Raw genomic sequence first — 18,868 nt, forward strand, 5'->3', positions numbered from 1 at the left:
CGTGGTGCGGCTCGTGTCGGGAGGCGGCGATCAGGTGTGACTGACGGGGAGGTCGTCCGGCAGGAAGTCGGCGTCGAGGCCCCGCGGGTCGGCCGAGGCACGCAGGATGGGGAAGACCTCGGCGCGCATCTCGGTCTCGTACTCGGCCACGGCCTCCGCCACGGGGGTGTCGCCGTGGGCGGCGCGCTCCAGGGCCCGGGCGAGAGCCGCGGCGTCGCGCAGTGCCGTGTTGGCGCCGGAGCCGAACGAGGGAGGCATGGCGTGGATCGCGTCACCGAGCAGGGTGACACGGCCGGCCGGCCAGGGCTCTGCCGGCTGCAGGTGACGCGTGGACACCGGGAAGATCGTCGACGCGTCGACGTGCTCGACGAGGTCGGCCAGGGCGGGATCCCAGCCCCGTACCGCGGTGCGCATCAGTGTGTGCAGGGTTTCAGGGGAGCTGTGCCACAGGTCGGGAGCCCCGGCGGCGACAGGGCTCCCGGGCGGAAGGCCGAGGTTGACCATGATGTACGGGTCGACGGGATCGACGGCGGCGCCGGGCGCCAGTTCGGCCACCGCCTCGGCGACCGGCCTGCGCGGCCGGTACACGCCGTAGGCGAACATCGCGCCGTTCGGCCCTGTGGCGATGGCGAAACCGTCGAACAGTGCCTCGGGCAGGCGCGCTGCCAGATCGTCGGTCAGCGGTGCGATGGAGTACAGGCCGCGCATTCCGGTGTCCACGACCGCAACGTCGGGCAGCAACTGCCTGCGCACGACGGAGTTGATGCCGTCGGCGCCCACCAGTACGTCCCCGGTCTCACTCGTGCCGTCGTCGAGCAGCACCCGCACCTTCTCGCCGTCCGTCTCGAAGCCGGTGACGGTGCTGTCGTAGCGGACGATGTCCTCCAGGCCCACGCCCATGATCTGGCGCAGGGTGCGCCTGTTGACCGCCGTGTGAGGCCGTCGCGGGTCGTTGGGCGGGCCGATGTGGGGGCGGGCGCCGAGTTCGCGGGCCTGGTGGTCGAGCACGACCATGACCTCACGGCGTGGCGTCTCGCGCGAGGTCTGCATGTACAGCTCGAAGAGGTTGTCCGGCAGGCACTGCTGGAGAGCGCGGCCACCCGCGCCGTTCATGTGCAGGCGGTAGCCGGCCCGCCCGACGCCCGGCGCGCTCTCGTGGACGGTGCAGCTGATGCCCGCGCGGCGAAGACCCTGCGCCAGACAGAGCCCTCCCATGCCTCCGCCGGCGATCAGGACATGGAACGACGGCATGGTCGCCTCCTTGATGGGCTCGGAACACCTGCATCGATCGATGCAGGCCCGAGAATGCGAACGTCTGGGGCGGTGGCGGTCCGTCTGACACGAGGTCCCGCCGAGCCGTGTCACCACTCTCGCGTCCGCCCGGGGATCAGGGAAGCCGAAATCACTTATGCTCGGCATAGACAGAGCTGATGATCATTCGAGGTGAGTGCCGTGACTCTGGACCTCAACCTGCTGCCGTCGCTGGGCGCGCTCCTCCAGGAGCGCAGTGTGACGCGGGCGGCACAACGGCTCGGTCTGAGCCAGCCCTCGCTGAGCGCGGCCCTGGCCCGGCTGCGTCGGCACTACGGCGACGAACTCCTCGTCAGGGTGGGCAACAGCTACGAGCTGACCCCCCTGGCGGAACGGCTGCTGGAACACACCGAGCAGGCCCTGAACTGGGCGGACCGGGCCCTCCGGACGCGCCCCGACTTCGATCCCACGCAGGCCCGGCACGAGTTCACCGTGATCATGGCCGACTGCCAACTGCCCACGTTCGGGCGGGCCTTGGCCGACCTGGTCCGCACCGCCGCGCCGAACGTGCGGCTGCGATTCCAGCACAGCACCGAACGGGTCGTGCAGCAGGCGCTGGACAACCTGCGCACGGTGGACGCCCTCGTCCTGCCCCAGGGCATCCTGTCGAACATCCCCACCTTCGACCTGTACAAGGACCGTTGGGTGTGCGTGGTGTCCGCCGACCGCGCCCCGGCCGTCCTCGGGCGGGAGGAACTGGCGGAACACCCTTGGGTGCTGCCCTACCGTCACCCGTCGCCGGTCTTCTCCCCCCTGAACCGCCTGCACGCCGAGGGCATCGAACCGCACGCGGAGATCGTCACGGAGAACTTCCTGGCCATCCCCCACCTGGTCGCGGGGACCGACCGGATCGGCCTGATGCCCGAACGGGCCGCGATCCCCACCCTCTCCGGACAACCGATCACCGTCGTCCGACCCGCCTTCGAGATCGGCCACTTGGTGGAGTCCCTGTGGTGGCATCCCCTCCATGAGCGGGAACCGGCCCACATATGGCTGCGCCGTATCGCCGCTCAGGCCGGCCAGGCGGTCGAGAGCGGCCCTGTGGTTTGAGGACAGGGAGCCGAGGCCGTTGCGATGGCACAGCCGATCGGGCGGCTGAGTCGGCAATGCCCGCCGGGGATGCCCTGTCGTTCAAAGCGGTGACCACCTCTTGGGTCAGCGGGCGAAGGGCATAGACGTGACTCCGATGGCAAACGGTCCAACTTCGATGTCAGAGGACATCGTCCACCGATCGGTGTGTTCGTCGTACACCGTCGTCCTCTTCGAGGAACCATGGCCCGGACGCCGGCGCCCCGGGCGTGACGGACGAATCCGCGGCCGGGGCGATGAGTTTCGCGTCGCAGACCGGTCTGCAGTGCCGTATCGAATGTCCTCATCGCCTGTGCGAGAAAGCGGAGTGAGTCCCATGCGTATCGTCGTCACCGAGTTCATCAGCCTGGACGGTGTGGTGCAGGCCCCGGGCGGGCCGGAGGAGGACACCGACGGGGGCTTCGCGCACGGCGGGTGGTCGCACCCGTACTTCGACGAGGAGGTGCTGGGCGGCGCCTTCGACGCGGGGCTGGGCAGAGCGGAGGCGCTGCTGTTCGGGCGGCGGACGTGGCAGACGATGGCGGCGGCCTGGCCGGAGCGGGACGGGGACCCGTTCGCGGACCGGATGAACTCCCTGAAGAAGTACGTGGTGTCCAGCACGCTCGGCGAGGACGACCTCACCTGGAACAACTCCTCGCTGATCCCCGGCGACCAGGCCGTGGCCCGGATCCGGGAGCTGCGCGCGAGCGAGGGCGGCGACCTCGCGATGATGGGCAGCCCGACGCTCGTGCGGACGCTGCTGTCCGAGGGTCTCGTGGACGAGCTCCAGCTCGTCGTCATGCCGGTGCTCCTCGGCGGCGGCAAGACGATCTTCCCCGGGGACGGGGCGAAGCGCCCGATGGAGCTGGTCTCGACGACCACCGCCAAGACCGGGGCGCAGGTGTGCGTGTACCGGCCGGCGACGACCGAGGGGTAGTCCCGGCGTCCTGGGCGGCCTAGGCTCACCCCCATCGGAACCTCTGACTGAGTCAAGGACCGGGGTGGTGGCCATGACCGTCCAGGACATCCGCTCCTTCAACCGCTTCTACACGAACGTCATCGGCGCCCTCGACTACGGCCGTCAGCTGTACGCCCCCTACACCCTCACCGAGTCCCGGGTGATCTACGAGCTGGCCCACGCGCCGCGCACGGACGCCGCCGACCTGCGGGCCCAGTTGCACCTGGACGCCGGATACCTGAGCCGCATCCTGAACCGGTTCGAGGAGGACGGGCTGATCGAGCGCGGTCCGTCCGAGTCGGATCCGCGCCGTCGCCGGATCACGCTCACCACCCGCGGCCGGGAGGTAGCCGCGCTCCTCGACGAGCGGGCCCGGGAGTCGGTCGGGGCGCTGCTGGGCACCGTACGGGCGGCGGACCGGCCGCGGCTGGCGGAGGCGCTGGGGACCGTCCGGGCGATTCTCGGCGGCGGCCGGGACCCGCGCCCCGAGGACGTCGTCCTGCGCGAGCCCGCCCCCGGCGACCTCGGCTGGATCGTGCAGCGCAACGCCGCGCTGTACGCCGCCGAGTACCGCTGGAACGCCGACTACGAGGGGCTGGTCGCGAGGATCGTCGCCGACTACGCCGAGGACCACGACCCCCACCTGGAGCGGACGTGGATCGCCGAGCTGGACGGCCGGCCGGTGGGGTGCGTGATGTGCGTACGGGACGAGGCGCCCGGGGCCGCCCGCCTGCGCCTGCTGCTCGTCGAGCCGGACGCGCGGGGGCTCGGCATCGGCGACCGGCTGGTGCAGGCCGTCGTCGACTTCGCCCGCGAGGCCGGCTACCGCGAGGTCGTCCTGTGGACCAACGACGTCCTCGCCGCGGCCCGCCGCATCTACCGGCGCCACGGCTTCGTCCTGGTGGCCGAGAAACCGCACCGCTCCTTCGGCCGGGACCTGACCGGCCAGGACTGGCGACTGGATCTTCACGCAACACCCGACCGGCGAAAGGGAGTCGCGGGCGGGGACGCCGGGTATGGTCCGTCGACATGAAGCTGGCGTTCTCCACCCTCGGTGTCCCCGGCCTGCCCCTGACCGACGTACTGCGGCTCGCCAGTACGCACGGCTATCACGGCGTCGAGTTGCGCACCCACCCCGAGGAGCCGGTCCACACCGGCCTCGATCCGGATCGGCGGGCCGAGGTGGCGGCCGAGTTCAAGGGGGCGGGCGTAGAGATCCTGGGTCTCGCGGGATACGCGCGGGTCGCCGCCCCGGGCGACGACGAGCCCGTCCTGGCCGAGATCCGCGCCCTCCTCGACCTGGCCCACGACCTCGGTGCCCCGTACGTCCGCGTCTTCCCCGGCGGCGACCTGGACGTCCAGACCCCTGAGGAGGCGGACGCGACGGCCGCCCGCCGCCTGGGTACGGCCGCCGAGTACGCGGGCGACCGCAACGTGCGCGTGCTCCTGGAGACCCACGACTCGCACCGCACCGCCGCCGACGCCATGCGCGTCCTCGGGCTCGTCGGCCATCGTCAGGTCGGCGCGCTCTGGGACGTCATGCACACCTGGCTGGGCGGTGAGCAGCCCTCGGAGACCTACGCGGCCCTCTCCCCCCATCTCGGCTACGTCCAGGTCAAGGACATCGCCTCCGCCGAGGACACGACCCCGCTGCCCCTCGGCGAGGGTGTCCTGCCCCTGGCCGAGTGCGTGGAAGTCCTCTCCCGGCACGGCTGGGACGGCTGGCTGTGCTGGGAGTACGAGAAGCGCTGGTACGAGGGCGCGGCGCCGCTGGCCGATCTGCTGGGCCCGGGGCGTGAGCACCTGAGCCGACTGCTCAACGAATCGGCGTAATGGACCCGCATTCTGACGACGCCGTCAACAATTGAATACGAAACGGCGGTTCACGGCTCGAGTGGGCAATTCGGCCCGTCAAAGTCTAGGCTGGAAAGAGAAGTTGGATCGCGAATGCCGCGTTTCATCGGCACCCGACATACCGGAGGACTGAAACGGAAAGGGGGTGCACGAAATGCGTGCGTACGAGCGTCCGACGCTGACTGCGGTCGGCACTTTCCGCGCCACCGGCCTCGGCACGAACAGAGGGCCCGAGCGGCTCATCCGCCTGAGGTTCAGCCTGTGACGCGTCGGTCGTTCCCCCTGGGGGAGCGACCGGGCCCGGGAGCAAGGAGGGCGTCCACGTGGACCGTTTCGCCGACCCCGACGCGCTCCCGGGCTGGTTCGCCGCCCTGCCCGACCGTGCCGAAGCCGCCCCGGTCGGCGCCGCGCTGCGCCGCTGGGCCGTGCGGGAGGTCAGCCATGCGTCGGGGCGGCCCTGGCTGCTCGGCCGCTGGGACGACGGCGCCCTGACCGTCGGCGCGGCCGGGCCCTCCCGCGTCGCGGTGCTCGGTGAACACGCCGTCACCGGCGCGGAGCTGAGCGCGGTCGCCGGGCGGCTGCGCACCGCCGCCGACAGCGACAGGGCGGTCGGTTCGTTCGCCGGGAGTTTCCATCTGGTCGCGTCCGCCGGCGGATGTGTACGCATTCAGGGCAGTGTCACCGGGCTGCGGCCCGTTTTCCATGCCCGCGTCGGTGATGTGGTGGTGGCCGGTGACCGGGCCGATGTCCTCGCCCGGCTGCTCGACGCGCAACTCGACGAGCGGCTGCTGGCGGTGCGTCTGCTGAATTCGTTCGCGCTGCACCCGGTGGCGGGCCTGCCCGTGTGGCAGGGCGTCGCGGTGTTGCCGGGCGGCCACTGCCTGCTGCTCGACCGGGACGGCCGGGAGCGGCAGGTCCGGTGGTGGAGTCCGCCCGAGCCGGTCGTGCCGATGGCCGAGGGCGCCGCGAGGCTGCGGGAGGAGCTGGGTGCCGCCGTGGCGGCCCGGGTCCGGGGGCGTGAGCTGGTGAGCTGCGATCTGGGCGGGCTGGACTCCACCTCCGTGTGCGCCCTGGCGGCCGGCGGGAGCGCCCGGGTCGTCGCCTACACCGCCGACGGCCGTGATCCCATGAGCGACGACGTGGCCTGGGCCCGCCGTACCGTGGCCGGGCTGGACGGCGTCGAGCACCACGTCTTCGCCGGGGACGCGGTGCCGTTGGTCTACGACGGGCTGGACGAGGCGGACGACCTGTTCGACGAGCCGTGCCCGGCCGTCGTGCATCGCGGCGGATGGCTGGTGATCCCGCGGTCCGCCGCGGCGCGCGGCTCACGGCTGCATCTGACCGGGTTCGGCGGGGACGAGCTGCTGGCGGGTTCGCCGGCGCATCTGCACGCGCTGCTGCGCAGCCACCCCCGCGTGGCGTGGCAGCGGGTGCGCGGGTTCGCCGCCCAGCGGCCCTGGTCGTACCGGCAGACGCTGCGGCAGTTGCGGGACGGCAGCCCCTACCGGGCCTGGCTCGCCCGGGTCGCGGAGCAGCTCACCGCCGTACCGCCCCCGGAGGACACCCCGACCCTGGACTGGGGGATGCCGCCGCGGCTGCCGCCGTGGGCGACCGGGGACGCCGTCGCGGCCGTGCGGGACGTGATCCGCGACGCGGCCCGGACGGCGGAGCCGCTGGCCCCCACGCGCGGGCAGCACGTCGAGCTGGAGGCGATGCGGAGCACCTCGCGGATGGTCCGGCAGTTGGGGCAGATGGCCGCGCGGCTGGGGGTGGGCCTCGCCGCCCCGTACTACGACGACCGGGTCGTGGAGGCGGGCCTGGCGGTGCGGCCGCAGGACCGGGTCACGCCCTGGCGGTACAAGCCGCTGATCGTCGAGGCCATGCGGGGTGTGGTGCCCGAGGAGAGCCTGTCCCGGCACACCAAGGACGAGGGCGCGCACGACGTGGAGGCCGGGCTGCGGGAGAACCGGGCCGGGCTGCTCGCCCTGTGCGAGGACTCGCGGCTGGCCCGGCTGGGCCTGGTCGACGCCGACGCCCTGCGCGAGGTGTGCCGCCGTCCGCTGCCGCCGTCGCTGCAGTTCGACGCCCTGTACCAGACGGTGGCGTGCGAGGTCTGGCTGCGCGCGCTGCAGGGCGCCGCGGCCGTACCGTCCTGAGTCCGAAGGAGACGTCATGACGCTCAAGCTGCGTGCGGGTGTGTACACCGCCGAGACCGAGTACGGGATCGCGCTGCTGGACGAGGACCGCGACCAGTACTGGACCCTCAACCCCACCGCCGCCGTCGTCGTGCGGGCCCTGCTGGACGGCGGGGGCGCCGAGGACGCCGTGCGGGAGCTGACCGCCGAGTACGAGGTGGACGCCGACAGCGCCGGGCGGGACGTCCGGGAACTGGTCGGCGAACTGCGGGCGGCGGGCCTGGTGGAGGAGGACACCCGGCGTGGCGTGCGCGGGCGGTCGTCATGAGTTCGCCGGAGGTCGTCGCGCACGCGCCGCGTGCGGTGCCGCCGCTGCGGCGGCTGGAGGTGCGGCTGGTGGTGGCCGTAGCGCGGCTGCTGGCCACCCGGCGGCCCCGGCGCGTACGGACCGTGCTGGAGCGGCTCAGCCGGGGTGCCCGCCCGGCCACCGTCGAGGAGACGCGGGCGGCCCGGGACGCCGTGGTCGCCGTCAGCCTGGCGTGCGCGGGGCGGGAGGGCTGCCTGCCCCGGTCCCTGTCCACGGCCCTGCTGTGCCGGCTGCACGGCCGGTGGCCCACCTGGTGCGTGGGGGCGCGGCGGCTGCCGCCGTTCGGTGCGCACGCCTGGGTGGAGGCGGAGGGGGTGCCGGTGGGCGAGGAGTACCCGCCCGGCTACTTCCGGCCGCTGTTCACCGTGCCGTGCGCGGAGGACGGACACCGGGGCCGGTCGGCGGTGCGTGCCGGACGGGACGCGGACGCCGGGTCCCGGCTGCCGTGAGCGCCGGGCGTGGGAGGAAGCGTCAGCCGTGACTTCCTGGCGTGGGAGGAGGACCACGGGTAACCGGGTGGGTCCCCGGGACGTCCTGCGCCTGCTGCGCGGGCACCGCCGGCGGGTCGCCCTCGCCGTGCTGCTGACGCTGGGCGCGACGGGCCTCGGTCTCGCCCAGCCGCTGCTGGTGCGGCGGGTCATCGAGTCGGCCGCGTCCGGGAGCGCGATCGGGCCGGTCGTCGGTCTCCTCGTGGTGTTCTTCCTGGCCCAGGCGCTGGTGCAGGGCCTCGCCCAGTACGTCCTGGCCCGCACCGGCGAGGGTGTCGTGCTGGGCGTCCGGCTCGGGCTGATCCGGCATGTGCTGCGGCTGCCCATGGCCTCCTACGACCGGCATCGCGTCGGTGACCTGATCTCCCGGGTCAGCACCGACAGCACCACGCTGCGGCTGCTGGTCGCCGAGGGGTTCACGGACGCGGTGACGGGCGGCATCGGACTGGCCGGGGTCGTGGCGCTGATGATCTGGCTGGACTGGACGATGTTCCTCGTCGTGCTGGCCGTGGTGACGCTGGGCACGGTCCTGGTCGGCTCGGTGCTGCGCGGCATCGCGTCGGCGTCCCTGGCCACGCAGCGGGCCACGGGGGCGATGACCGCCGACCTGGAGCGGGCGCTCGGCGCCATCCGCACCGTCCGGGCCAGCCGTGCCGAGCAGCGCGAGTCGGAGCGCATCGGCGGCGGGGCCAGGTCGGCGTACGCGGGGAGCGTGCGGATGGCGAAGCTGGACGCGGTGGTGGCCCCGGCCGTCGAACTGGCCGTGAAGGGGTCGTTCATCGTCGTGCTGCTGATCGGCGGACTGCGGGTCGCCGACCGGCAGGGGTCGCTGGCGGATCTGGCCGCCTTCCTGCTGTACATGATCTATCTGGTGGGTCCGATCGGGACGGTGTTCCAGTCCGTCAGCACCATGCAGCAGGGCGTGGGCGCCTACCGCCGGATCACCGAGGTGCTGGCGCTGCCCACCGAGCGGGACGCGGCGCCCCGGCGGCCGGCGCCCCGCCCCGACGGTGCCGCCCGGCCGCCCCTGCTGGCGTTCCGGGACGTCTGGTTCGGCTACGAACCGGACCGGCCCGTGCTGCGCGGGGTGTCCTTCGAGGTGCCCGAGCACGCCCATGTCGCCCTGATCGGCAGCTCCGGCGTCGGAAAGTCGACCGTCTTCGCGCTCGTCGAGCGGTTCTACGACCCCGACCGCGGCCGGATCGAGTTCGACGGCCGGGACGTACGGGCGGTGGGCCGCGCGGCGCACCGGGCCCGGGTCGGCCTGGTGGAGCAGCAGGCGCCGGTGCTCTACGGCACGCTGCGGGAGAACCTGACGTACGCCGTTCCCGACGCGCCGCCCGAGGAGGTGGAGCGGGTCGTCGGCATGGTGCACCTGACGGACCTGGTGGCACGGCTGCCGCAGGGCCTGGACACCGACGCCGGGGAGCACGGCACGGCGCTGTCCGGCGGGGAGCGGCAGCGGATCGCCATCGCCCGGTCGCTGCTGGCCCGGCCCCGGCTGCTGTTGCTGGACGAGCCGACCGCGCACCTGGACGCCGTCAGTGAGGAGGCGTTGCGCCGGTCGATCCGCGAGGTGTCGGCGGAGTGCACCCTGCTGGTGATCGCCCACCGCATGTCGACGATCCGCGCCGCGGACCTGGTCCTGGTGCTCGACGAGGGCCGCGTCGTCGCCGCGGGCAGTCACGCCCACCTGGCCGCCACCAGTGAGCACTACCGGCGCCTCGTCCACACCCGGCAGCCGGGGGAGGCCGGCGCGTCCCGTGCGGGGGCCGGGTGACGCGTGGCCGAAAGCAGCGGCTCACCCGCCCCGTCCCGCCGCCGGCGCCTCTCGCGTACCGATTTCCGGAAATCCGGGCCGAGTCGGGAACCCGGGCCGGACTCGCGTCGTCCAATCCCAGGCCGCCGGGGAGTCACCTCGGTGCGGTGTCGGCCCTCGCTGCTGGCTGCGATCGCTGACCACCCTCTCCGCCGTACCGCGGCCGGCGGCACCGCCGCCATCGGCGCGCCCCCCTCCAACCGCGCCGGTGGCGGCCCCTTCCCGGTTACTGTGCATTCCCTTGACTGGCAGAAACTTCCCGGTTATTGCTGACCTCTTGGAAGTTTCCTTCAGATTTCCTTCAGCGGATCCGAGCGGATCACCTCCGGAAGGAGCCCACGTGCACGACACCGGCACGGGAAGCACGGGAAGCACGGGAAACACCGCACAGCCCTCCAGACGTACCGTCCTCGCCGCCACCGCGGGAGTCACCGCCGCCCTCGCGGCCGCCGGGCCCGCGTCCGCCGCCGACACCCCGGACGACCGCCGGCTCCGCGCCCTCGTCTCCCGCATGACGCCGGAGGAGAAGGTCGGGCAGCTCTTCGTGATGCGGGTCTACGGCCACTCCGCCACCGCCCCCGACCAGGCCGACATCGACGCCAACCTCAAGGAGATCGGGGTCCGTACGGCCGCCGAGCTGGTCGCGAAGTACCGGGTCGGCGGCATCATCTACTTCGCCTGGGCGCACAACACCCGCGAACCGCACCAGATCGCGGACCTGTCCAACGGCATCCAGAAGGCGTCCCTGGAGCTGCCGCGCGGGCTGCCGGTGCTCATCTCCACCGACCAGGAGCACGGGATCGTCGCCCGGGTGGGCAAACCCGCCACGCTGTTCCCGGGCGCCATGGCCGTGGGGGCGGGCGGGTCGCGGCCGGACGCCCGGACGCTGGGCCGGATCGCGGGCGCCGAGCTGCGCGCGATGGGCATCCGGCAGGACTACTCCCCCGTCGCCGACGTGAACGTCAACCCGGCCAACCCGGTCATCGGCGTACGGTCCTTCGGCGCCGCACCGCGGGCGGTGGCCGCGCTGGTGGCCGCCGAGGTCGCCGGGTACCAGGGGTCCGGGGTCGCCGCGACCGCCAAGCACTTCCCCGGGCACGGGGACACCAACGTCGACAGCCACACCGGCTTCCCCACCATCACGCACAGCCGGGAGCTGTGGGAGAAGCTGGACGCCCCGCCGTTCCGGGCCGCCATCGCCGCCGGCATCGACTCGATCATGACCGCGCACCTGATGGTCCCCGCCCTGGACGACTCCGGCGACCCGGCCACCCTCTCCCGCCCGATCCTCACCGGCATCCTGCGCGAGAAGCTCGGCTACGACGGGGTCGTGGTCACCGACTCCCTCGGCATGGAGGGCGTGCGGACCAAGTACGGCGACGACCGGGTGCCGGTGCTCGCGCTGAAGGCGGGCGTGGACCAGCTCCTCAACCCGCCCGACCTGGACCTCGCGTGGAACGCCGTCCTGGCCGCCGTGCGCGGGGGCGAGCTGACCGAAGCCCGGCTGGACACCTCGGTCCTGCGGATCCTGCGGCTCAAGGCGAAGCTCGGGCTGTTCCGTTCGCCGTACGTCACCCACGGCGGCGTCGACCGGACCGTCGGGACCCGGGCGCATCTGGCGGCGGCCGACCGGATCGCCGAGCGGACGACCACACTGCTCGTCAACGAGGGGCGGCTGCTGCCGCTGTCCCGGCGCCGGTACCCCAAGGTGCTCGTGGTCGGGGCCGACCCGGCCTCGCCGACCGGGACGACCGGGCCGCCCACCGGCGTGCTCGCGGGCGCGCTGACCGAACTGGGCTTCGCGGCCACCGCCCTGCCGACCGGCACGGCACCCTCCGCGGCGACCGTCGCCCGGGCGGTCGCGGCGGCGCGGGACGCGGACGCGGTGGTGGCCGCCACCTACAACGTCGGCGCGGGCAGCGCCCAGCAGACACTGGTCGAGCAGCTCGCGGCGACCGGGCGGCCGGTCGTGGCGGTCGCGATCCGCAACCCGTACGACGTGGCCCGGCTGCCGTCCGCCGCGGCCTGCCTGGCCGCCTACTCCTGGACCGACGTCGAACTGCGGGCCGCCGCCCGGGTGATCGCCGGGCGGGTGGAGCCGCGCGGGAAGCTCCCGGTGGCGGTGCGGCGGGCGGATGATCCGGAGCAGGTGCTGTACCCGATCGGGTACGGGCTGACGTACTAGACGTACGCCACGGACCGGGCACACCACCCCCAAGGTGCGCAAACCGACCCGTGAGCCTGGCGTGCGCCCACCCGGAGAGTCACGCTGGGCCAGGGCCTGTCGTTTGTGATCTGGACGACGGGCCCTGGGCACTCGGGGGGATGGCGATGCGCGAGAGAAGTTCGGCGGGGGTGGTGTGCGGGCTGCTGGTGCTGCTCGGAGCGCTGCTGACCGGGTGCCAGAGCCCGTCGGCGGGCGTGGCGGAGGACGGCCGGCCGGGCGAGCCGGCGACCGGGAGTCCCTCCGCGGTGTCGCCGCCGCCGACCCGGCCGTCCGGGTACGGGGCGGTGTTCCTCGCGGTCGACGAGTGCAGTTCGTTCGGCACGACGAGCTTCACCGAGGTGCCGTGCTCCGGGGAGCGGGCGGCGGCGCGGGTCGTGGCGCGGCACGACGGCGCGGTGCGGGACGGGCCGCGCTGCCCGGCGACCACCGACTTCGTGCTGCACATCAGCGAGCAGCGGCCCGCGTCCGACGAGGACGGCGACGGGGCGGTGCCGCAGGGCTACGCGTGCATGCGCAACCTCCAGCCGCCGCATCCGGGCGACCCGGGCGGCGGGGGCGGTCCGCGCACCATCGTCGGCGACTGCGTCTACAGCTCCGGCGACGGGCAGGTCCGCGAGGCGGCGTGCGACGGGAAGGGCGAGCAGCGGCCGGAGTTCAAGGTGACCCGGGCGGTCGCCGCGCGGGGCGACTGCCCCGCCTCGACCGCCCTGTACGTCCGCCTCGGCGGGGACCGGCCGGTGGGGTGCGCCCGGCCGCTGTGAGCGGCCGGGCGCGGGGACTACGAATTTACGGACGCAGCGTCATCTCGCGCTGCACGTCCCGCTTGTCCAGCTTGGCGTCGAACTTCGCCAGCGGCTTGGCCGTCTGCGGGTCGGCCTGCACCGTGCTCGGGGCGACACCGGCCCAGTCGAGGATGCGGGCGGTGGCGAGCGCCTTCTGCTCGGGGACGAGGCCGGCGACGTTGGCGCCGTGGTTCATGCCCGGGGCGGTGAAGACGTAGGAGTCCTTCGCGCCCTTGCCGAGGCGGAACGGCTCCGCGCTCCACGGGTCGTTCTGGCCGTTGACGAAGAGCATCTGCCGGGCGTTGTGCCGCACCCAGCTGTCGACGTCCCGCATCGCCTGCGGCTGGAACCGCATGGGGATGTCCCGGGGGACGAAGTTCCGGGGCGGCTGGTAGCCGTAGCGGATGTACTGCTTCTCGATGTGCGGGAAGCCGATCGTCGGCGCGCCGAGCTGCGTGCCGGCCTGGTAGTAGTACGGCGTGTACTGCTCCAGGCCCTGGTCGGCGTAGGCGGAGAAGCCGGCGATCGTGTCGACGGAGTCCCAGATCTCGTCGTCGGTGGCGTTCTTGGCGTCGGCCGGGATCTGGTCGCAGTCGGACAGCAGGCTGTACTGCCAGAAGCCCCACACGTAGTCCAGGACGGTGGCCTCGTAGGCCTTGTCCAGGCTGCCGATGGTGGTGAAGGTGAGGCCGTTGTCCTGCGCGTAGGCGGCGTACTTCCTCTCCAGCGGCTCGCGGCGCACCAGCGCCTCGCGCTGCACGGCGTTCAGGCGGTCGCGGCACTCCTTGGTGCCGACGCGGGCGAAGAACCGGTCGTAGGCCGAGTCCTCCTTGTTCACCACGTCGTTGGGGGCGACGTAGGCGACGACGCCGTCCATGTCACGCGGGTAGAAGCGCTCGTAGTAGGTGGCGGTCATGCCGCCCTTCGAGCCGCCCGTGGAGATCCACTTCTTGCCGTAGATGCCCTTCAGCGCCGTGAAGACGCGGTGCTGGTCGCTGGCGGCCTGCCAGATGTCCAGCTTGGACCAGTCGGCCGGCTGGGGCCGGGACGGGGTGAAGAAGCGGTACTCCAGGGAGACCTGGTTGCCGTCCACGATCTGCGTGGGCTCGCTGCGGCGGGGCGTCGTGGAGACGTTGTAGCCGCTGGTGAAGAAGACCGTCGGGCGCGAGACGTCCTTGTGCAGCACGGTGATGCGCTGCTGGAACGTGCCCTTGGAGGGCCTGCGGTGATCGACCGGCTGCGTGTAGTTCAGGACGAAGAAGCGGTAGCCCGTGTACGGCTTCTCCTCGACCAGGCTCATGCCCGGTATGGAGAGCAGCCTTTCCTTGATGTCGGTGGTGGCGTCGGTGCCGGTGGCGTCGGCGGCGGTGGCCGCTCCCGCCGTGCCCAAGGTGCCTATGAGCACCGTGAGCGCCAGCAGCCATCTGAGCGCCTTGCGCATGCACACTCCCCTGTGAGACAGATGTGCGCCGGAAGCTAGCGGACCAACTCGCCCAAGCACCAGGGGACATAGGGAAATCCCTGTGCGCGGGCGCACTTCGGAGGGTGCGGGGAGTCAGCACAGGATCCAGCCGGAGCTGTACTTCCCCCGGCCCACCTTGCCCTTGAGCCACACGCAGCGGCGCCCGGCGTGCACGGTCACCGGGCCCGCGTGGTAGGCGTACCTGCCCTGGTCGACGACCGGCAGGTTGCCGCGCGCCTGCACGCTCACCGACATCGTGCGCCGCACGCCGGGCTTCTTGGTGAGGGTCACGGCGCAGACGTAGCCGCCGCGCTTGTAGACGAGCACGGTCCCGGTGGAGAACGGCAGGGTGCGGACCTTGCGGCCGGGGCAGTAGGCGGCGGAGGCGGCCTGCGCCTCGCCCGGGGCCGCGACGGCGAGCAGGCCGGAGGCGGTCAGCACGGCCAGGCCGAGCGCGAGCCGCCGGCGTATCGCTCCACTGTCCACTGTCGTCCTCCCGTACCGCGTCGTCCGCGACCATCGACGTACGGGTGTACGGACGCATGACGTATGTCGGACGGTTGCACGAGCGTTACGGAAACGCGGTCCCGGGGAGGGCTCAGCGGGACGCGCCGACCGGCTCCTCCGGCTCGGCGGCGCCGATGAAGGTCCGCCACAGCTCCGCGTACCGGCCGCCGCGCGCGAGCAGTTCCTCGTGCGTGCCGTCCTCGGCGACCCGGCCGTGGTCCATGACGACGACCCGGTCGGCGCGGGCGGCGGTGGTGAGCCGGTGGGCGACGACGAGGGTCGTACGGCGCCCGGCGAGGCGGTCGGTGGCCTGGTTGACCTGGGCCTCCGTGGCCAGGTCGAGGGCGGCCGTGGCCTCGTCGAGCAGCAGCACGTCCGGGTCGACCAGCTCGGCCCGGGCCAGGGCGATGAGCTGGCGCTGCCCGGCGGAGAGGTTGCGGCCGCGCTCGGCGACCTCGTGCAGGTAGCCGCCCTCCAGGGTGGCGATCATGTCGTGGGCGCCGACCGCCCGGGCCGCCGCCTCCACCTCGGCGTCGGTGGCGTCGGGGCGGCCGTAGGCGATGGCGTCGCGGACGGTGCCCTGGAAGAGGTACGCCTCCTGCGGGACGACCCCCAGACGGTGCCGGTACGAGGTGAGGTCCAGGGTGCGCAGATCGGCGCCGTCGACGGTGACCCGGCCGCCGGTCGGGTCGTAGAAGCGGGCCACGAGCTTGACCAGGGTCGACTTGCCCGCGCCGGTCTCGCCGACGAACGCGACGGTCTGCCCGGCCGGGATGCGCAGGTCGACCCCGCCGAGGGCCTCCTCGTCGTCGCCGTACGCGAAGTGCACGTCCTCGAAGGCGATCTCGCCGCGCAGGGACAGGACCTCGCGGGGTTCGTCGGCGGACTTCGTCGACGTCGGCTCCCGCAGCAGCTCCTGGATGCGGCCCAGCGAGACGGACGCCTGCTGGTAGCCGTCGAAGACCTGGGAGAGCTGCTGCACGGGTGCGAAGAACAGGTCGATGTAGAGCAGGTACGCCACCAGGGAGCCGATGGCCAGCGTGCCGTCGTCGACCCGGGCTCCGCCCACGATCAGCACGGCCGCGGCCGCCACCGACGACAGGAACTGCACGAACGGGAAGTACACGGAGATCAGCCACTGGCCCCGGATGCGCGCCCGGCGGTAGCTGTCGCTGCGCTCGGCGAACCGCCGCCCGCCGTCCCGCTCGCGCCGGAACGCCTGCACGATCCGCAGCCCCGACACGGACTCCTGGAGGTCGGCGTTGACCACCGACACGCGCTCGCGCGCCAGTTCGTACGCCTTCACGCTCGCCCGGCGGAAGAAGTACGTGGCGATGATCAGCGGCGGCAGCGTCGCGAAGACGACCAGGGCGAGCTCGAGGTCGATGACCAGCAGGGCCACCATGATGCCGAAGAAGGTGACGACCGAGACGAAGGCGGTGACCAGGCCCGTCTGCAGGAACGTCGACAGCGCGTCGACGTCGGTCGTCATCCGGGTCATGATCCGGCCGGTCAGCTCGCGCTCGTAGTAGTCGAGCCCGAGGCGCTGGAGCTGGGCGAAGATCTTCAGGCGGAGCGCGTACAGGACCCGCTCGCCGGTGCGTCCGGTCATCCGGGTCTCGCCGACCTGGGCCGCCCACTGCACGGCCACCGTCAGCAGCGCGAGCAGGGACGCGGCCCACACGGCGCCGAGCGCGGCCTGCGTGACGCCGGAGTCGATGCCGTGCCGGATCAGCACCGGCAGCAGCAGGCCCATGCCCGCGTCGGTGGCGACCAGGGCCAGGCTGACCAGCAGCGGCAGCCCGAAGCCGCGCAGCAGCCGGCGCAGGCCGTAGGACTCCTCCGGCTGGACGGCCCGGGACTCGTCGACGTCCGGCACGTCGGTGGCCGGGGGCAGCGCCTCGACCTGCGCGAGCAGCTCGGGGGTGGCGGGGCTCTCGGCGAGGGCCAGGTCCTTGCGCTCGCGGTCACCGCTCCACAGCCGCGGGGTGACGCCGCGCTCGGCGTCGAACTCGGCGTCCAGCTCCTCCCGTACGGAGGTGTCCTCCTGGGGGCAGGCGGGCGGGGTGTGGCCCGGGGAGACCGCGCCCAGCTCGTCCGGGTCGGTGAGCAGGCGGCGGTAGAGGGCCGAGCGCTCCTGGAGTTCCTCGTGGGTGCCGATGTCGGCGAGCCGGCCGCCGTCCAGGACGGCGATGCGGTCGGCGAGGTTCAGGGTGGAGCGGCGGTGGGCGATCAGCAGGGTCGTGCGGCCGCGCATGACGCCCTTGAGCGCCTCGTGGATCTCGTGCTCGACGCGGGCGTCCACGGCGGAGGTGGCGTCGTCCAGGACCAGCAGGCGCGGGTCGCTGAGGATCGCGCGGGCCAGGGCGACGCGCTGGCGCTGGCCGCCGGAGAGAGTGAGGCCGTGCTCGCCGACGGTGGTGTCGTAGCCGTCGGGCAGCTCGGCGATGAACCGGTCCGCCTGGGCGGCGCGGGCGGCCTTCTCGATCTCCTCCTGGGTGGCGTCCGGGCGGCCGTAGGCGATGTTGTTGCGGACGGTGTCGGAGAAGAGGAAGGAGTCCTCCGGGACCAGTCCGATCGCGGCCCGCAGCGACTCCAACGTCAGTTCGCGCACGTCGTGCCCGCCGACCAGGACGGCACCGCGGCTGACGTCGTAGAAGCGCGGCAGGAGCAGGGAGACGGTGGACTTGCCGGAGCCGGAGGAGCCGACGACGGCGAGGGTCTCGCCGGGGCGGATCTCGAAGGAGAGCCCGTCGAGGACCGGGCGGCCGTCCTCGTAGCCGAAGGAGACGTCGTCGAACTCGACGGTCGCGGGCGCGTCGGCGGGCAGCTCCTTGGTGCCGTCGGTCAGGGACGGCTCGGTGTCGATCAGCTCCAGGACCCGCTCGGTGCCGGCGCGGGCCTGCTGGCCGACGGTGAGCACCATGGCCAGCATGCGGACCGGGCCGACCAGCTGGGCGAGGTAGGTGGAGAAGGCGACGAACGTGCCGAGCGTGATGTGCCCGCGCACCGCCAGCCAGCCGCCGAGCGCCAGCATCGCCACCTGGCCGAGGGCGGGCACGGACTGCAGGGCCGGGGTGTAGACGGAGTTCAGGCGGATGGTGCGCAGCCGGCCCGCGAAGAGCCTGCGGCTGACGTCCCGGAGCTTGCCGGTCTCCTGCTCCTCCTGCCCGAAGCCCTTCACCACGCGCACGCCGCTGACGGCCCCGTCGACCACGCCCGCGACGGCGGCGGCCTGGGCCTGGGCGTACCAGGTGGAGGGGTGCAGCCGGGTGCGGCTGCGCTTGGCGATCCACCACAGGGCGGGGGCCACGGCCAGGGCGACCAGGGTGAGCGGGACGGACAGCCACGCCATGATCACCAGGGAGATCAGGAAGAGCATGAAGTTCCCGATGGTCATCGGGAGCATGAAGAGCAGGCCCTGGATCAGCTGGAGGTCGCTGGTGGCGCGGCCGACGACCTGGCCGGTGGACAGCTCGTCCTGGCGGCGGCCGTCGAGCCGGGTGATCGTGCCGAACATCTCCGTCCGCAGGTCGTGCTGGACGTCGAGGGCGAGACGGCCGCCGTAGTAGCGGCGGATGTACGTGAGGACGTAGACGGCCAGGGCGGCGGCGACGAGGAGACCGGCCCAGGTGGTCATGGACCTGGTGTGCTCGGTGATGACGTCGTCGATGATCACCTTCGTGATCAGCGGGACGAGGGCCATCACGGCCATGCCGGCGAGGGAGGACCCGAGGGCGAGTACGACGTCCTTGGGGTGGCGCCACGCGTACGCCCACAGCCGTCGTGCCCATCCCCGTTTCGGTGTCACGCCGATGCCTTCCTGTCGTCCTGCTCTGCCGGAAGGCACCAACGCGGAGAGCCCCGGATTTCATCCCGCGCCGCCCCTT

14 protein-coding genes are annotated in these 18,868 nt (G+C 72.8%); 10 read left to right on the forward strand and 4 right to left on the reverse strand.

Annotation, left to right across the window (positions count from 1 at the left end; all coding sequences use genetic code 11):
• Positions 1-30 precede the first annotated feature (30 nt).
• Positions 31-1,251 carry an NAD(P)/FAD-dependent oxidoreductase gene (locus C1703_RS13930; RefSeq protein ID WP_114252783.1) on the reverse strand — a complete coding sequence of 407 codons (1,221 nt, stop codon included), beginning with the start codon at positions 1,249-1,251 and terminating at the stop codon, positions 31-33.
• 201 nt (positions 1,252-1,452) lie between these two features.
• Here C1703_RS13930 and C1703_RS13935 point away from each other — a divergent pair, with 201 nt between their 5' ends.
• The 10 genes from C1703_RS13935 (at position 1,453) to C1703_RS13980 (ending at position 12,988) form a co-directional block, all read left to right on the forward strand.
• The gene (locus C1703_RS13935; protein ID WP_232840480.1) at positions 1,453-2,361 is read left to right on the forward strand and encodes a LysR family transcriptional regulator; all 909 of its coding nucleotides are present in this window, start codon (positions 1,453-1,455) and stop codon (positions 2,359-2,361) included.
• 355 nt (positions 2,362-2,716) lie between these two features.
• Positions 2,717-3,316, forward strand: coding sequence for a dihydrofolate reductase family protein (locus C1703_RS13940; protein WP_114252788.1), 600 nt, complete (start codon positions 2,717-2,719; stop codon positions 3,314-3,316).
• 73 nt (positions 3,317-3,389) lie between these two features.
• Entirely contained in the window at positions 3,390-4,370 is a 981-nt protein-coding gene (locus tag C1703_RS13945; protein ID WP_114257413.1) for a bifunctional helix-turn-helix transcriptional regulator/GNAT family N-acetyltransferase, read from the forward strand.
• Positions 4,367-5,170 (forward strand): sugar phosphate isomerase/epimerase family protein, encoded by an 804-nt coding sequence (locus tag C1703_RS13950; RefSeq protein ID WP_114252790.1) that lies wholly within the window; start codon positions 4,367-4,369, stop codon positions 5,168-5,170. The genes C1703_RS13945 and C1703_RS13950 overlap by 4 nt, the downstream gene beginning before the upstream one ends.
• Positions 5,171-5,514: 344 nt before the next feature.
• Entirely contained in the window at positions 5,515-7,347 is a 1,833-nt protein-coding gene (locus tag C1703_RS13955; protein WP_114252792.1) for a lasso peptide isopeptide bond-forming cyclase, read from the forward strand.
• A gap of 16 nt (positions 7,348-7,363) precedes the next feature.
• Entirely contained in the window at positions 7,364-7,654 is a 291-nt protein-coding gene (locus tag C1703_RS13960; RefSeq protein ID WP_114252794.1) for a lasso peptide biosynthesis PqqD family chaperone, read from the forward strand.
• Positions 7,651-8,142 (forward strand): lasso peptide biosynthesis B2 protein, encoded by a 492-nt coding sequence (locus C1703_RS13965; protein ID WP_114252796.1) that lies wholly within the window; start codon positions 7,651-7,653, stop codon positions 8,140-8,142. Before C1703_RS13960 ends, C1703_RS13965 begins: the two co-directional genes overlap by 4 nt.
• Positions 8,143-8,209: 67 nt before the next feature.
• Positions 8,210-9,961: an ABC transporter ATP-binding protein gene (locus C1703_RS13970; RefSeq protein ID WP_232840481.1), complete on the forward strand. Its 1,752-nt coding sequence runs from the start codon at positions 8,210-8,212 to the stop codon at positions 9,959-9,961.
• Positions 9,962-10,340: 379 nt separating this feature from the next.
• Entirely contained in the window at positions 10,341-12,185 is a 1,845-nt protein-coding gene (locus C1703_RS13975) for a glycoside hydrolase family 3 protein (protein WP_114252800.1), read from the forward strand.
• 146 nt (positions 12,186-12,331) lie between these two features.
• A complete protein-coding gene (locus C1703_RS13980; protein ID WP_114257414.1) occupies positions 12,332-12,988 on the forward strand; it encodes a hypothetical protein in 657 nt (218 codons plus the stop codon).
• 25 nt (positions 12,989-13,013) lie between these two features.
• Here C1703_RS13980 and C1703_RS13985 read toward each other — a convergent pair whose 3' ends face one another.
• The 3 genes from C1703_RS13985 to C1703_RS13995 form a co-directional block, all read right to left on the reverse strand.
• Positions 13,014-14,450: a S28 family serine protease gene (locus C1703_RS13985; RefSeq protein ID WP_114252802.1), complete on the reverse strand. Its 1,437-nt coding sequence runs from the start codon at positions 14,448-14,450 to the stop codon at positions 13,014-13,016.
• 114 nt (positions 14,451-14,564) lie between these two features.
• On the reverse strand, positions 14,565-14,957 hold the full coding sequence (locus C1703_RS13990) for a hypothetical protein (RefSeq protein ID WP_114252804.1): 393 nt from the start codon (positions 14,955-14,957) through the stop codon (positions 14,565-14,567).
• A gap of 112 nt (positions 14,958-15,069) precedes the next feature.
• On the reverse strand, positions 15,070-18,789 hold the full coding sequence (locus C1703_RS13995; protein ID WP_114252806.1) for an ABC transporter ATP-binding protein: 3,720 nt from the start codon (positions 18,787-18,789) through the stop codon (positions 15,070-15,072).
• Between the last annotated feature and the right edge of the window lie 79 nt (positions 18,790-18,868).

Source organism: Streptomyces sp. Go-475, from assembly GCF_003330845.1.
In the GTDB taxonomy this organism is placed as follows: domain Bacteria; phylum Actinomycetota; class Actinomycetes; order Streptomycetales; family Streptomycetaceae; genus Streptomyces.

Bases quoted from the DNA above. Each gene is read 5' to 3' on its own strand.
- C1703_RS13930 (WP_114252783.1), bottom strand. From the start codon at position 1,251: ATGCCGTCGTTCCATGTCCTGATCGCCGGCGGAGGCATGGGAGGGCTC.
- C1703_RS13980 (WP_114257414.1), top strand. From the start codon at position 12,332: ATGCGCGAGAGAAGTTCGGCGGGGGTGGTGTGCGGGCTGCTGGTGCTG.
- C1703_RS13945 (WP_114257413.1), top strand. From the start codon at position 3,390: ATGACCGTCCAGGACATCCGCTCCTTCAACCGCTTCTACACGAACGTC.
- C1703_RS13950 (WP_114252790.1), top strand. From the start codon at position 4,367: ATGAAGCTGGCGTTCTCCACCCTCGGTGTCCCCGGCCTGCCCCTGACC.
- C1703_RS13940 (WP_114252788.1), top strand. From the start codon at position 2,717: ATGCGTATCGTCGTCACCGAGTTCATCAGCCTGGACGGTGTGGTGCAG.
- C1703_RS13965 (WP_114252796.1), top strand. From the start codon at position 7,651: ATGAGTTCGCCGGAGGTCGTCGCGCACGCGCCGCGTGCGGTGCCGCCG.
- C1703_RS13985 (WP_114252802.1), bottom strand. From the start codon at position 14,450: ATGCGCAAGGCGCTCAGATGGCTGCTGGCGCTCACGGTGCTCATAGGC.
- C1703_RS13960 (WP_114252794.1), top strand. From the start codon at position 7,364: ATGACGCTCAAGCTGCGTGCGGGTGTGTACACCGCCGAGACCGAGTAC.